Here is a 12,823-nt window from a genome sequence, read left to right as displayed (position 1 = left end):
CCAAGTCCTAGAACGGCCAGATGATATCGAAGACCTGCTGGCCGTAGCGCGGCTGCTGGATGTCGGAAATCTGGCCCTGGCCGCCATAGGCGATGCGCGCCTCGGCGATCTGGTCGTAGCCGATGGTGTTCTGCGAGGTGATGTCCTCCGGGCGGATGATGCCGGCGACCTGGAGCTCGCGCTTCTCGAAATTCACCCTCACTTCCTGGCGTCCGGCCAGCACGAGGTTGCCGTTGGGCAGGACCTGGGTGACCAGCGCGGCGATCCGCAGATTGATGGTCTCGTTGCGGTTCACGCCGCCGGTGCCCTCGGAGGAAGAGGTGCTGTCGAGGTCGACGAGGTCGGTGGGATCGATGGCGTCCGGGAAGATTCTTGCCAGCCTGGATTCGTAGCCCAGGAAGGCGCTGGCGGAGGCGTCCTCGGCATTGGTCCGGCTGCGGGTGGTGGTGTTGTTGATGGCCGCATTGTCGGAGATCTGGATGATCACGGTCAGCAGGTCGCCGACGTTGCTCGCCCGCTGGTCCTTCAGGAAGGCGCGGGACCCCGGCCGCCAGAGGGAGTTGGGCTGGCGGTCGATCTCGACCGGCGCCGGCATCGGCAGGGAGACCGCCTGTTCACCGGCGAGCGGCGCCGGGCTGTCGATCGTGGACAGCTTCGGTTCTTCGCCCACCTGAGAGAGGCGGTTCAGCATGTTGCAACCGCTCAGCGACAGCCCGATCAGGCTCACCAGCAGGCCGCGGTGGAGAAGGGTGCAGAGGGCCCTTGTCCGGCTTGTTTCTCGGTTGATCATGTCCTTGTCTCCCGTCAATTGCCGCCGGCCGCCGCAGGAGGCGTCACCACCACGGTCCCGGCATCGATCACCACGGCGTTGACGACGCTGTTCGAAGTGGTGTTCATCACCCGGACGACATCGGCCTGGGCCCCGTCCTCAAGCGCCCGTCCCCTGACCGTCAGCTCCATGCGCTGGGTCTGCAGGCGGATGGTGACCAGGCTGTTCTTGGCGACCACGATAGGGGTCTGCAGGTCGGTGGTGCGAATGATCTGCTGAGAGCGGATCGGCCGCCGCGGGCTCATGCCGATCAGACTGCCCTGGTCGCTGACCGTGCTGCGGGTCAGGCGGTTGACCCGCAGGGTGATCCACTCGATGTCGTCAGGCCGGATCACATCTCCCGGGTTCAGGTTGCGGCGCAGCACCGGAACTTCGGTGAGCTGCATGGCCCGGCCGGTCACGGAGATCCGGGCGAAGGGCTGTCCGTTCGCCGGGGCCGTGATGTGGGCGACGAAGCGCCCGCTGTCGGGATCGTGGCTCAGGCCGGTGACCGCGAGGCTCGCCTCGCTGGCGCTGGGCAACTGCAGGCTCAGGCCTGGATTGTCGAGCACCAGTTCCAGGCGGTGATCCATGGCCCTGTCTTCCAGGGCCACGCGGACGGCCGCTTCGATTTCCTCGGTTCCGATGGTCTGGCTCGCCCGGCGCAGGGTGATCCGCTCAAAGCGGGACCGGGGCTGCCAGTCCAGGTCGTGGGAGCGCGCCACGGCGAGCAACCAGCGCGCGCCGATGTCGACCTCCTGGCCGAGCTCGGGCGCCCGGGCCACCGGGGTTTCCGCCAGGCCCGGCAGCTCGATCCCGTCGAAGAGGTCGCCCAGCCGCACCACCGTATCGTCGACCACGGCCTCGGTCTTCAGGCGAATCAGCGGCGTGGACCCGATCTCGCCGGACTGCGCCAAGGCCGCCGGCGGCAGCGCCAGCACCAGGGCGGCCAGAAGAAGCATCAGTTTTCTATGCATCATTTCATCCCCGCCTTAGCGAAGCTGCGTCACGCTGCGCATCATCTCGTCGGAGGACTCGATGACCTTCGAGTTCATCTCGTAGGCGCGCTGGGCGGTGATCAGGTTGGTGATCTCCGCCACCACGTTGACGTTGGAGGTCTCAAGGGCGCCCTGGAGAATGGTGCCGTAGCCGGCGGACCCCGGCGTTGCCACGGAGGCTTGGCCCGAGGCGGCGGTCTCCAGCAGCAGGTTGTTGCCGATGGCATCGAGGCCGGCCTCGTTGGCGAAGTTGGCCAGCTCAAGCTGCCCGACCCGCTGCGGCGCGACCTGGCCGGCCAGATCGGCGAAGACCTCGCCGCTCTCGTTGATGGTAATCGACTGAGCGTCCTCGGGGACCGTAATGCCGGGCTGGACGACGTAGCCGTCGGCCGTGACGATGTCGCCGTCGGCGCTCAACTGCAGGGACCCGGCCCGGGTGTAGGCGGTATCGCCGTTCGGCAGCTCCACCATGAGGAAGCCGCGGCCGTTGATGGCCAGGTCGAGGGGGTTTTCCGTCTGCAGGATGTTGCCCTGGCCGGACAGCCGGTAGATGGCCGCCGACTTGACGCCGAGGCCGAGCTGAACGCCGGTCGGCACGATGGTGCCGGCGTCCGAGGAGGCCGAGCCGACGCGGCGCATGTTCTGGTACAGCAGGTCCTGGAACTCGGCCCGCTGGCGCTTGTAGCCGGTGGTCGTCATGTTGGCGATGTTGTTGGAGATGACCTCGACATTGAGCTGCTGAGCCAGCATGCCGGTCGCGCCGATGTTCAAAGATCTCATGGCTTCGTCCTCACCTATGTCCGCGTGGAGCCGCCGAGCGCCTGGATTGCCCGGCGCTGGCGCTCGTGTTCGTCGTTGACCATCCGGCCCGTGGAGCTGTAGCTGCGTACGGTCTGGATCATCTTGGTCAGCTCGATGATCCCGGCGACGTTCGAGCCTTCGACCATGCCCTGCACGACCTCCGAGCCCTCTGCCGGCTGGGGGTCCTGCCCGTCGGCGTCGTATAGGCCGCCGGCCAGCTTGATCAGCGCCTGCTCGTCCTCAAAGCGGACGACGCGGATCTTGCCGGCAGGCCCCTGGTCGGTGGTGACCGTGCCGTCGCGGGTGATGGTCACGTCGCTGCTGTCGGGCGGCAGCACGATGGGGTTGCCGCCGTCATCCAGCACCTTTTCTCCGGAGGCGGTGATCAGGGCCCGGTCCGCATCCAGGCGAAACACGCCATTGCGGGTGTAGCGCGGCCCCAGGGGGGTCTCCACCTCGTAGTAGCCCTCACCGGAGATGGCGGTATCGAGGGGATTATCGGTGGCGTTCATGGTCCCCTCGGTCAGGTTCCTGACCAGGGCGATGTCCTGAACGAAGCTCATCTTCTCGCCGGAGTCCGTGGATTCCAGATACTCGACGAAAAGCATGCTCTGGCCCTTGTAGGCGGGGGTGTTGAGGTTCGCCATGTTGTTGGCGATCACATCCATCTCCCGCCGCAGGGTCATCTGGCGCGACAGCGCGATATAACCGGCATTCTCCATAGTTCTACCTGATCGCTTTACTCGTTGGGCAGTTGGGCGCCGGGCCGGCCTTCGACCGCCATTCCGGCACGGCATTCGAAGCAAGGCCCATGCCAGGGGCGGAATTTCGCCCTTTCCGCCGGGCCACAGGCCGCGGCGCGCGCTCCGGGGGCCGATTTCGGGCAGAGCTTGCCCGGCAGAACTTGCCCTCGGCGACAGAACTCCGCGCGGAAACCACTCCCCTCAACCAAGTCTTAACCAACCATCCGTAGGCTCTAGGCAGTCGAAAACTCAAGATAACTGAATAGGTTGACTGCAATGGCCGATGAGGCGGCTACTCAGGACATCGCTGACGTCGAGATCGAAGCGACCCCGAAAGGGGGCATGAACGGCAAGAAGCTGGTTCTCTTCATCATCCTGCCGATCCTTCTGCTGATCGCCGCCGGTGCCGGCGCCTTCATGGCGGGTCTGCTCGACCCTCTGCTCGGCAAGGAACCGGAGCCGGTGGTCGAGGAAGTGATCGAACCGGTTGCCAGCAAGGCGGTCTTCTACGACCTGCCGGAGATGCTGGTGAACCTCAACTCCAGCGGCCGCAAGAAAAGCTACCTCAAGATTTCCATCAGCCTGGAGCTGACCAACGAGGCGGACCGCGACGAGATCACGACCCTGCTGCCACGCGTCGTTGACAACTTCCAGGTCTATCTGCGTGAGCTTCGCATCGAAGACCTCCGTGGCTCGGCAGGTCTGCAGCGGCTGCGCGAGGAGCTGCTGATCCGGGTCAATACCGCAGCACAGCCGATTCAGGTCCGCGACGTGCTCTTCAAGGAGATGCTCGTCCAGTAGCGCCTGTCGGGAGCGCCTGTCGGGGCGCCGAGGAAGCCGCGGGCGGCAGGTCAAGAAAGACTGAGTCAGATGGCCGACGAAGAAGCGATGATGGAGCAGTGGGAGGCCATGGCCGAGGAGGGCGAGGCCGAGGCCGATGGCGACGACGCGGCCCCCGCTGGCGGTGCGGGCGGCTCCACACGGGTTCTCGATCAAAGCGAAATCGACAGTCTTCTGGGCGTTGCCGGGGTCGGCGACGACGACGGTGAAGAATCCGGCATCCAGGCAATCCTCAACTCGGCCCTGGTCTCCTACGAGCGCCTGCCGATGCTGGAGGTGGTCTTCGACCGTCTGGTCCGCATGATGTCCACCTCGCTGCGGAACTTTACCTCCGACAATGTCGAGGTCAGCCTCGACAACATCACCTCGGCGCGTTTCGGCGATCACATGAACTCGATCCCGCTGCCGGCCATGCTGTCCGTCTTCAAGGCCGAGGAGTGGGACAACTACGGCCTGATGACCGTCGACAGCGCCCTGATCTACTCCATCGTCGACGTGCTGCTCGGCGGTCGGCGGGGTACAGCGGCCATGCGGATCGAGGGCCGACCCTATACGACCATCGAACGGAACCTGGTGGAACGCATGGTCCATGTCGTCCTGGCGGACCTCTCGGCAGCCTTCGACCCGCTTTCGCCGGTGACCTTCCGCTTCGACCGGCTGGAAACCAATCCGCGCTTCGCCACTATCGCCAGGCCGGCCAACGCGGTCATCGTGGTGACCCTGCGGGTCGACATGGAAGACCGTGGCGGCCTGATCGAACTGCTGATCCCCTATGCCACGCTGGAGCCGGTGCGCGAGCTGCTGCTGCAGATGTTCATGGGCGAGAAGTTCGGCCGCGACTCCATCTGGGAGGGGCACCTGACCGCCGAGCTCTGGCAGACCGACATCAGCATCGACGCGGTCCTGGATCAGGTTGAAATGCCCCTGGGCGAAGTCCTGGAATGGATCGAAGGCAGCCAGTTGGACCTGAACTGCAACCCCAGCTCCAAGGTCGAGCTGCGCTGCGGTGACGTCGCGATGTTCAAGGGGCGCATGGGCCGGCGCGGCGGCCACATCGCCGTCCAGGTGGCGGAAAAGATCGTGCGTGAGGGAGAATCATGATGACCTGGCTGCAAGACTACGGTCTTGTCCTCGACGTCGCCATTTGCGTCTTGTTGCTGACCACCATCGGCTTTGCCGCCGTGCTGAACCGCAAGCTCAGCGAGCTGCGCGCGGCACGTGGCGAGATGGAGAAGCTTGTCGCCGACTTCGCCGCGGCGACCGACAAGGCCGAAAACGGCCTTCAGGCGCTCAGGGACAGCAGCCAGGACGTGGGTGAGGGCCTTGCCAAGAAGGTCGACGACGCCTGCCGCCTGGCCGACGAGATGGCCTTTCTCCTGAAGAAAGGCAACGAGATTGCCGACCGGCTGGAAGTTTCCATCGCGGCTTCCCGCAAGCACGACCGCGAGGAACCCAAAGCGGCCGCGGGCCTGACCAAGCAGTCCCTGCACCGCGCGCCCATGAGCATCACCAAGATGGAACGCAAGGCGATGCAGGACGACCCGGCAGCGCCGGTGTCGGAACCGGCCAAACCGTCCAACGGCATCGCCAAGCTGGCCAAGCGAAAGCTCTCCCGTTCGGATAGCGAGCTGATGCGCACGCTGCAGGCGATGCGCTAGAGCGAAACCGCCCGCGAGCCCCTGAAATGCGTCTGCGTCTTCTCCCCGTCTTCGCCCTGGCCGCCGGCCTGGCCATGACCGCCAAGCTGGCCGGTGTCTGGCATAGCGCCAACGGCTTTGCGCCGGCCCTGGCGGCCGAGAATGCGGAGACGCCGCCCCTCACCACGGAGGCCGGATCCGATACGGCGGGCGAGACCGCGGGCGAGCCGGCGGCCGAAATGGCCGAAGCCACCGCTGCGGAGGAGGCTCCGGTCCCGGAGGGCCAGATCACCGATCTGTCCTCGGAAATCTTCGATCTGACCGACGAGGAACTCAGCCTGCTGCAGGCGCTCTCCCAACGCCGTGAGGAACTGGAGCAGCGGGCCCGCGAGGTCGACGAGCGCGAAGTGCTGCTCAAGGCGGCGGAACAGCGGATCGAGCAGAAGATCCGCGAATTGGAGGGCCTTCAGGAGACCATCGAGGCGCTTTTGGTCCAGCACGACGAGCAGACCGAGGCACAGATGAAGAGCCTCGTTAAGATCTACGAGAGCATGAAGCCGAAGCAGGCGGCGCGGATCTTCGAAGAGCTCGACATGGATGTGCTGCTGGAGGTGATCGAGCGCATGAAGGAGCGCAAGTCGGCGCCCATCCTGGCCCAGATGAATCCGCAGCGCGCCAAGACCGTCACTCTTGAGCTGGCGCAGCGGCGAGAACTTCCCATCCCCCGCGAGTGATTGGAATTATCAGCTTTTTCAACGGTTTTTACTGACTATTAACGCCGATTGACTAGCTTTTCCGTCAGACGATTTGGCACCTTCTGCGGGCACGATTTCTTACAGGAGTGAGTAATGTCGACAGTCGACATGGGCATGCCGATCCTCATCGTGGACGACTACAAGACCATGCTGCGGATCATCCGAAACCTGCTTAAGCAGCTCGGCTTCAACAACGTTGATGAAGCCACCGATGGTAGCGCCGCCCTGCAGAAGCTGCGCGACAAGGACTATCACCTGATCATCTCCGACTGGAACATGGAACCGATGAGCGGCATGCAGCTGCTCACCGAGGTCCGGGCCGACATCAAGCTCAAGGAGCTCCCGTTCATCATGATCACGGCGGAGAGCAAGACCGAGAACGTGATCGCCGCGAAAGAAGCGGGTGTGAGCAACTACATCGTCAAGCCGTTCAACGCGGCGACGCTGAAGACGAAGCTGACTGCCGTCCTTGGTAATTTTTAAGCGCCCCTTCCAGAGCAAGGAGCCGCACTATGGCTGTCGCGGCCGTCAAAGAAAAAATCGCATCGCAGCTGCAGGAGCTGCGGAAGGCGGACGCATCGCTTGATCCGGAGGAAATCGTCTCCATCGTCGAAGCGATCGTCGAGACCATCGAAGGCGACATGTCGGCGGTCAGCCTCAAGGTCTATTCCGACATCGAGGCGCTGGCCCGCTACATCAATACCGCAAGGTCCGAAATCGCGGACCTGCGCCCGGACGACATCAACGCCGAGCATCTGCCGGCGGCCACCGACGAGCTTTCCGCCATCGTCGGCTCCACGGAACAGGCGACCAACACCATCTTCGAGGCCGTCGAGTCCATCGAGGCCCTGGCCGAGAAGATGCCGGAGGAGATCGCCGACCAGGTTTCCACGGCGATCACCTCGATCTACGAGGCCTGTGGCTTTCAGGACATCACCGGCCAGCGCATCACCAAGGTGGTGACCGCGCTGCAGAAGGTCGAAAGCAAGGTCGACGCCCTGCTGCATGCCTTCGGTGACGATCTCATGCCCTCCGATGCGCCGAAGAAGCCGGAAAAGAAGACCAAGGCCCCCAGCGGTGATCCGGCGCGTCCTGATGAGGATCTGATGAACGGGCCGCAGCTGCCCGAGGACGCGATCAGTCAGGACGATATCGACGCCCTCTTCGGGTGATCCCACCATGTCGGACCCTCAGCTCCGACCCGGCCAGCAGCAGAGCAATAGCCACATCATGGCGCTGCTGAGCCTGAAGGTGCTGCTGCTGGCCTTCTTCATTCTGCTGAATGCCCTCTCGAACTTTGAACACGAGCGCAGCACGGCGGTTCTCGAAAGCGTGCGGGAAGCCTTTCGCGGCATCGTACCGGCGGATCACAGCCGTTCCTCCGAAGCTGCCGCCCTCGATATCTTCGAAGGACAGGAAGACATCGCCGAGGCCCTCGGCCGGCTTTTCGATGATACCCTTCCGGTGGTCCAGCGCAGCGATGCCGCCAACACCCGGACCCTGCAGGTGGACATGCCCGCCGGCGATCTCTTCGCCGACAACAGCCCGGTAGTGAGCGGGCAGGGCCTGGACACCCTCAAGGCCATCGCCGCGGTCCTGACGGACGAGCGATACGCCGACCAGGACTATCAGGTCGACTTCCTCTACGGGCTCGAGGCCGGCGATGCCGCCACGCCGGGCCATTTGCTGGAGCTGCGCCGGGCCGGCGCCCTGGTGCGGACGCTGGAGCAGGATGCGGTGCCCTCCGCCCACCTCTCGACCGGCTTCATGCCGTCCTTTTCCGGCCAGGTCCGCATTCATTTCACCTTGCCATTGCCGAACAGCGACGGGCGCCCGGCAGCCGCAGGGGGCGGGTGACCGATGCCGCAGCGGGCCAAGTCAAAGAGACCCAAGGCCAGCCCCTGGCAGGGTCTGAGCCTGGGCGGGCCCGCCTATCGGGGCAGGATCGACAACGGCGGCCAGGCCTGGCTGCTCACCTTCACCGATCTTACCGCCCTGCTGCTCACCTTCTTCGTGCTGCTCTATTCCATGTCGACGATCAACGATGACGACTGGCAGAACCTGGTGGATGCCCTCTCGCCGCGGCTCTCCGGTCTTCAGGAGGTCACCGTCGCCATGCCCAGCGCCGATGAGGACGCTGAGGAGGTGGAGCGCATTCCCGGCACCGATCTGAACTATCTCTTCAGCCTGCTTCAGGAGCAGATGGCCGAAGATCCGATCCTGGCCAAAGCCACGGTGGCCCATGCGGACGAGCGGATCACCCTTGCCTTGCCGGGGGACCTGCTCTTTGCCTCCGGCTCCACGGATCTCGGCGAGGCTGCCAGCGGTTCGATCTTCGCGCTGGGCGCGGTGCTGGGCAATCTGCGCAATGTCGTCGAGATTGCCGGTTATGCCGATCCCTTGAAGCCGCGGCGGACCTACGCGACGAACTGGGAGCTCTCGCTGGCCAGGGCCACGGTCCTGTCCGCGATGCTGGGGGAGGGTGGCTACGAGGGTGAAATCCTGGTCCGCGGCTATGGGCACGCGCAGTACCGGGCCCCCGCCGATCCCGCGGACAGCCAGGCCGCGATGGCCGCGGCCCGGCGGGTCGAAATCGTGATCCATGCCTATGCGGCGGAGCTGCGCTGATGCTGCGCCGGCTGGTCCTGCTGATCCTCCTGGTCTGGGCACCCTCGGCTCAAGCCGCCGAAGAGGTCACCCTGCGCGGCGGCCTGCACGAGGACTACGGGCGCCTGGTCTTCGACTGGCCGCGAGAGGTCGGCTACGAGGCGCGCATCTCCGAAGGGTCCCTGGTCGTCACCTTTGCCGAGCCGGCGGATTTTTCCGGGGCACCGCTGCGCGGCGGGCTGCGCGGCTACGCGGCGGCTCCACAACGCGCCGAGGATGGCCGCGGGCTGATCTTTCCGCTCAATGGCGATGCCGAACTGAAGCACTTCCGCATCGGATCCAAAGTGGTTCTGGACCTTCGCGCCAAGCCGGCTTCCTCCGCCGGCGCCGTGCCGGCGGAGGCCGAGCAGGCGGCTGGCAGCTCAAACGAGAGCTTGCCGAAGGTAACGGTGCGCGGGGGCCGGCATCCGGATTACAGCCGCCTGGTCTTCGACTGGCCGGAGCCGGTGGAAAGCCGTCTGGAGGAAACGCCGGGGCGCCTGCGCGTTGTCTTCGACCGTAAGGCGGCCTTCGACCTCGCGGCGGTGCGGCCGGAAGGCCTGCCCCAGATCGCCGCGGTGACCCCCGAGGAGGACGGTGTTGCCGTCATCCTGCCGACGAAGGCCAAACCGAAGCTTTCCCGCAGCGGCACCAAGGTCATTCTGGATGTCTTCGGCGCGGAGGACGCCGGCACTGCCTCCGCGCCGAAGCCTGCCGGCGACCCGCCCGCGGTCGTGGACCTGACGCCGCGGCCAGAGCCAAAAGACGCGGCGCAATCCGATCCGACACCCCCGGCGGATGCGGCTCCGCAAACCGAGGCGGCGGCCAAGGTGCCGGATGCCGAGGCGGAGACTGCGCGGAAGCCCTCCGACGCGACCCCTGGCGAGGCCCCCGACGAGGCCGCACCGACGCCCTTGGTTCCTCAATCCATGGGCGGCACGGCCGAGGACGCACCGGCTGTGGCGGATCAGGTGTCGGAGGCTGCAAGCGCACCCTCCTCAGAGGCCGTAAAGCCGGCTCCAGAGTCACCGCCGGATACCGCTTCGGCGGTTGAGGCGGCGCTCAAGGCCGGGGCGGATCCGGCCGCGTCACCCGGCGCGGCTCCGGCGGCGGCGGTGATCCCCGAGGCCGAGCGCGGCCGTCTGGAAGCTTCGGTTGAACCGGTCCTGACCTTCGACAGCTCGTCGGCCCAGGGGCCGACCGCCGAGCGCTTCGACCCCGTGGTCCTGACCTTCGAATGGGACCGGCCTGCCGGCGCCGCCGCGTTTCGCCGTGGCGAGAATCTCTGGCTGGCCTTCGACCGGCCGCCGCCGCGCGATCTTGAAAAGGCCGTCGCCGCGGTGGCCCCGCATCTGGGCAGTGTGCGCCTGCTGGACGTGCCCGGGGCGACGGTTGTGGCCATCAATGCGCTTCCGACCGTGGCGCCGCGGCTGACCCGTGAGGACAACCGCTGGATCGTCGATCTCCGCCCGCGCAGCGCCTTGCCGCAGAGGGCGCTGGCGGCGCCCGTGGTGGAAAGCGGCGACTACAACCGGGTTCGCTTCCCGATGTCGGGCGCGGACCGGCTGCTTTGGGCCACGGATCCGGATGCCGGCGACCGCCTGGTCATCGTGCCCACCCGCGGCGCCGGCATGGGCTTGACGCTGCCCTACAACTATCCGCAGTTCCGCAGCCTGCAGAGCCAGCAAGGTGTGATCTTGCAGCCCCTCAGCGCCGGCCTGGAGGTGGCTGTCACCCGCACCGGCGTCCTGGTGCGCGATGCCGGCGGGTTGCTGGTCTCCGATGCCGAGCAGCGGCGCCAAGCGCGCCGGCCCGGCGATGCGAGCGCGGCGGAACCGCGGCTCTTCGATCTCGTCGCCTGGCGCCGCGGCAGCCTGGAGAACTTCCAGGAGAACCGCGGCATCCTGATGAACGAGTTGCTCGATCTCACCGGCGAGCGTCTGGGCGTCGGCCGGGTGGCGCTCGCCCGCTTCTATTTCGCCCATGGATTTGCCAGCGAGACCCTAGGCTCGCTGCGCCTCATCGAGGCCGAGCATCCGCGTCTGGCCCTGGATCCCGAACTGCGGCTGATGCACGCGGCCAGCCAACTGATCATGCAGGACTTCCGCGGCGCTGCCGCCAGCCTTGCCCATCCCTCTCTGCTGGGCGAGCGCGAGGCTTTGTTGTGGCAGGCGGTGCTGGCCGCTCAGTCGGAGGACTGGGAGGCCGCCGCCAGCGGATTTGCCGTTACCGAAAGCCTGATCGACAGCTATCCGCCCCGGGTCAGGTTGAAGCTGCGCCTGGCCGCCGCCGAGGCCTTCCTCAGGGCGGGCGACACGGGCAACGCCACGCTGCAGCTCGGCCGCCTGCGCCGGCATGGGCTGTCCCCGAGCCAGGAGGCCCAGCTTCAGGTCGTTCAGGGCGAACTCCAGCTTGCAAAGGGCGAGGCGGGTGAGGCCCGGGCCCTATGGACCGCAGCGCGCGACAGCCGGCACCGCCCGTCGCAGGCGCGGGCGCGCCTGGCGCTGATCGACCTCGGTCTGGAGGACGGCACGCTCACCGTGGAAGAGGCGATCGCCGAGTTGGAGCGCCTGCGCTTTGCCTGGCGCGGCGATCAGTTCGAGTTCACCCTGCTGCGCCGCCTGGCACAGCTCTATGAAGACGAGAACCGGCATCGCGAGGCGCTCTATGCCCTGCGCCAGGCCGTGACCAGTTTCCCCGACAGCCCCGGCGCCCGCGATTCGGCCCAGCGCATGCGTGCGCTCTTCGCCGAGATCTATCGCGGGGCCGGCGATCCGGCGGTGCCCCCTCTGCGCGCCCTGGCGCTCTACCAGGAGTTCAAGGAACTCACCCCCGCCGGAGCCGAAGGCGACCGGCTGATCGCCAGCTTGGCCGATCGGCTGGTCGAAGTCGACTTGCTGGACCGGGCGGCGGAGCTGTTGGAAGGGCAGGTGCGCTATCGCCTGGAAGGCGAGGAGAAAGCGCGCATCGGTGCCCGTCTTGCCTTGGTCCATCTTCTCGACCGCAACCCCGAGGGCAGTCTCGCCGCCCTGGATCTCAGCGCCGTTGACGAAGTTGACCGGGGGCTCGGCATGCAACGGCGCCAACTGCGGGCCCGCGCCTTCTCCGATCTCAACCGGCCGGAGGATGCCCTGGAGCTACTGGAGGGCGACGACAGCCTGGATGCGGAAACCCTGCGTGCTGACATTCATTGGCGCCTGCGGCAATGGCCTGAGGCTGTCGACTCGCTGTCGCAGTTGGTGCCCCTGTTGCCGCCGCGCCGTCCCATGACCCTGGAAGAGAGCCAGTTGGTCGTGAATCTGGCGGTGGCCCTGATGCTCTCGGAGAAGGCCGTCGAGTTGGAAGACCTGAACCGGCGCTATGGTGCGGCCATGGCCAAGGGCCCGCACGGCGACACCTTCACCCTGCTGGTGGGGGACGGCGAGAAGTCGGCGATCACCACCATCGCCGACGAGCTGAGCAAGGTGGTGAAGGCCCAGGACTTCATGGCCAACTACCGCGAGCGCCTGAAAGACGGTGAACTGAGCCAGTTCAATTAGGAGAGATTCAGCAGGATAATTTCGTAAAATAGATAATCTTCGATCTATAATATATT

At 66.0% G+C, this 12,823-nt stretch carries 13 protein-coding genes; 9 read left to right on the top strand and 4 right to left on the bottom strand.

The genetic code is table 11. From position 1 onward, the window contains the following. Nucleotides 1–7: 7 nt before the first annotated feature. Genes flgH through flgF form a run of 4 tightly spaced genes read right to left on the bottom strand, consistent with a single transcriptional unit; the run spans nucleotide 8 to nucleotide 3,329 of the window. Nucleotides 8–790, bottom strand: coding sequence for a flagellar basal body L-ring protein FlgH (gene flgH / locus Q0996_RS05375; RefSeq protein ID WP_299616724.1), 783 nt, complete (start codon nucleotides 788–790; stop codon nucleotides 8–10). Nucleotides 791–804: 14 nt separating this feature from the next. After that, nucleotides 805–1,785, bottom strand: coding sequence for a flagellar basal body P-ring formation chaperone FlgA (gene flgA, locus Q0996_RS05370; protein WP_299616722.1), 981 nt, complete (start codon nucleotides 1,783–1,785; stop codon nucleotides 805–807). 15 nt (nucleotides 1,786–1,800) lie between these two features. Then, on the bottom strand, nucleotides 1,801–2,586 hold the full coding sequence (gene flgG, locus Q0996_RS05365) for a flagellar basal-body rod protein FlgG (protein ID WP_299616721.1): 786 nt from the start codon (nucleotides 2,584–2,586) through the stop codon (nucleotides 1,801–1,803). 14 nt (nucleotides 2,587–2,600) lie between these two features. Further along, complete coding sequence (flgF, locus tag Q0996_RS05360; RefSeq protein ID WP_299616720.1) at nucleotides 2,601–3,329, bottom strand: flagellar basal-body rod protein FlgF; 729 nt, start codon at nucleotides 3,327–3,329, stop codon at nucleotides 2,601–2,603. Between the two features lie 297 nt (nucleotides 3,330–3,626). Between flgF and Q0996_RS05355 the strand changes: the two genes are divergently transcribed. The 9 genes from Q0996_RS05355 to Q0996_RS05315 all read left to right on the top strand — a co-directional run bounded on the left by Q0996_RS05355 (nucleotide 3,627) and on the right by Q0996_RS05315 (nucleotide 12,767). Continuing rightward, nucleotides 3,627–4,151 carry a flagellar basal body-associated FliL family protein gene (locus tag Q0996_RS05355; protein ID WP_299616719.1) on the top strand — a complete coding sequence of 175 codons (525 nt, stop codon included), beginning with the start codon at nucleotides 3,627–3,629 and terminating at the stop codon, nucleotides 4,149–4,151. A gap of 69 nt (nucleotides 4,152–4,220) precedes the next feature. Then, nucleotides 4,221–5,291: a flagellar motor switch protein FliM gene (gene fliM, locus Q0996_RS05350; protein ID WP_299616718.1), complete on the top strand. Its 1,071-nt coding sequence runs from the start codon at nucleotides 4,221–4,223 to the stop codon at nucleotides 5,289–5,291. Then, nucleotides 5,291–5,848, top strand: coding sequence for a DUF6468 domain-containing protein (locus Q0996_RS05345; protein ID WP_299616716.1), 558 nt, complete (start codon nucleotides 5,291–5,293; stop codon nucleotides 5,846–5,848). The genes fliM and Q0996_RS05345 overlap by 1 nt, the downstream gene beginning before the upstream one ends. Before the next feature lie 26 nt (nucleotides 5,849–5,874). Continuing rightward, the gene (locus Q0996_RS05340) at nucleotides 5,875–6,561 is read left to right on the top strand and encodes a MotE family protein (RefSeq protein ID WP_299616715.1); all 687 of its coding nucleotides are present in this window, start codon (nucleotides 5,875–5,877) and stop codon (nucleotides 6,559–6,561) included. 114 nt (nucleotides 6,562–6,675) lie between these two features. Continuing rightward, nucleotides 6,676–7,065: a response regulator gene (locus tag Q0996_RS05335; protein WP_299616714.1), complete on the top strand. Its 390-nt coding sequence runs from the start codon at nucleotides 6,676–6,678 to the stop codon at nucleotides 7,063–7,065. A 29-nt stretch (nucleotides 7,066–7,094) separates the two neighbouring features. Further along, a complete protein-coding gene (locus Q0996_RS05330; protein ID WP_299616713.1) occupies nucleotides 7,095–7,754 on the top strand; it encodes a protein phosphatase CheZ in 660 nt (219 codons plus the stop codon). A 7-nt stretch (nucleotides 7,755–7,761) separates the two neighbouring features. Further along, nucleotides 7,762–8,439 carry a hypothetical protein gene (locus Q0996_RS05325; RefSeq protein WP_299616712.1) on the top strand — a complete coding sequence of 226 codons (678 nt, stop codon included), beginning with the start codon at nucleotides 7,762–7,764 and terminating at the stop codon, nucleotides 8,437–8,439. Nucleotides 8,440–8,442: 3 nt separating this feature from the next. Continuing rightward, nucleotides 8,443–9,210: a flagellar motor protein MotB gene (locus Q0996_RS05320; RefSeq protein WP_299616710.1), complete on the top strand. Its 768-nt coding sequence runs from the start codon at nucleotides 8,443–8,445 to the stop codon at nucleotides 9,208–9,210. Beyond that, complete coding sequence (locus Q0996_RS05315; protein ID WP_299616709.1) at nucleotides 9,210–12,767, top strand: hypothetical protein; 3,558 nt, start codon at nucleotides 9,210–9,212, stop codon at nucleotides 12,765–12,767. The genes Q0996_RS05320 and Q0996_RS05315 overlap by 1 nt, the downstream gene beginning before the upstream one ends. The last annotated feature ends 56 nt before the right edge of the window (nucleotides 12,768–12,823 follow it).

Source organism: Pelagibius sp. (assembly GCF_028289705.1).
Lineage (GTDB): Bacteria > Pseudomonadota > Alphaproteobacteria > Kiloniellales > Kiloniellaceae > Pelagibius.
The sequence above is the reverse complement of the archived record's forward strand: the minus strand, read 5'-3'. Positions and strand labels throughout refer to the sequence as shown.

Excerpts from the sequence above, each read along its gene's own strand:
- Q0996_RS05345 (WP_299616716.1), top strand. The coding sequence starts at position 5,291 with ATGACCTGGCTGCAAGACTACGGTCTTGTCCTCGACGTCGCCATTTGC.
- Q0996_RS05315 (WP_299616709.1), top strand. The coding sequence starts at position 9,210 with ATGCTGCGCCGGCTGGTCCTGCTGATCCTCCTGGTCTGGGCACCCTCG.
- Q0996_RS05335 (WP_299616714.1), top strand. The coding sequence starts at position 6,676 with ATGTCGACAGTCGACATGGGCATGCCGATCCTCATCGTGGACGACTAC.
- Q0996_RS05325 (WP_299616712.1), top strand. The coding sequence starts at position 7,762 with ATGTCGGACCCTCAGCTCCGACCCGGCCAGCAGCAGAGCAATAGCCAC.
- flgH (WP_299616724.1), bottom strand. The coding sequence starts at position 790 with ATGATCAACCGAGAAACAAGCCGGACAAGGGCCCTCTGCACCCTTCTC.
- fliM (WP_299616718.1), top strand. The coding sequence starts at position 4,221 with ATGGCCGACGAAGAAGCGATGATGGAGCAGTGGGAGGCCATGGCCGAG.
- Q0996_RS05355 (WP_299616719.1), top strand. The coding sequence starts at position 3,627 with ATGGCCGATGAGGCGGCTACTCAGGACATCGCTGACGTCGAGATCGAA.
- flgF (WP_299616720.1), bottom strand. The coding sequence starts at position 3,329 with ATGGAGAATGCCGGTTATATCGCGCTGTCGCGCCAGATGACCCTGCGG.
- Q0996_RS05330 (WP_299616713.1), top strand. The coding sequence starts at position 7,095 with ATGGCTGTCGCGGCCGTCAAAGAAAAAATCGCATCGCAGCTGCAGGAG.
- Q0996_RS05340 (WP_299616715.1), top strand. The coding sequence starts at position 5,875 with ATGCGTCTGCGTCTTCTCCCCGTCTTCGCCCTGGCCGCCGGCCTGGCC.
- flgA (WP_299616722.1), bottom strand. The coding sequence starts at position 1,785 with ATGCATAGAAAACTGATGCTTCTTCTGGCCGCCCTGGTGCTGGCGCTG.
- Q0996_RS05320 (WP_299616710.1), top strand. The coding sequence starts at position 8,443 with ATGCCGCAGCGGGCCAAGTCAAAGAGACCCAAGGCCAGCCCCTGGCAG.
- flgG (WP_299616721.1), bottom strand. The coding sequence starts at position 2,586 with ATGAGATCTTTGAACATCGGCGCGACCGGCATGCTGGCTCAGCAGCTC.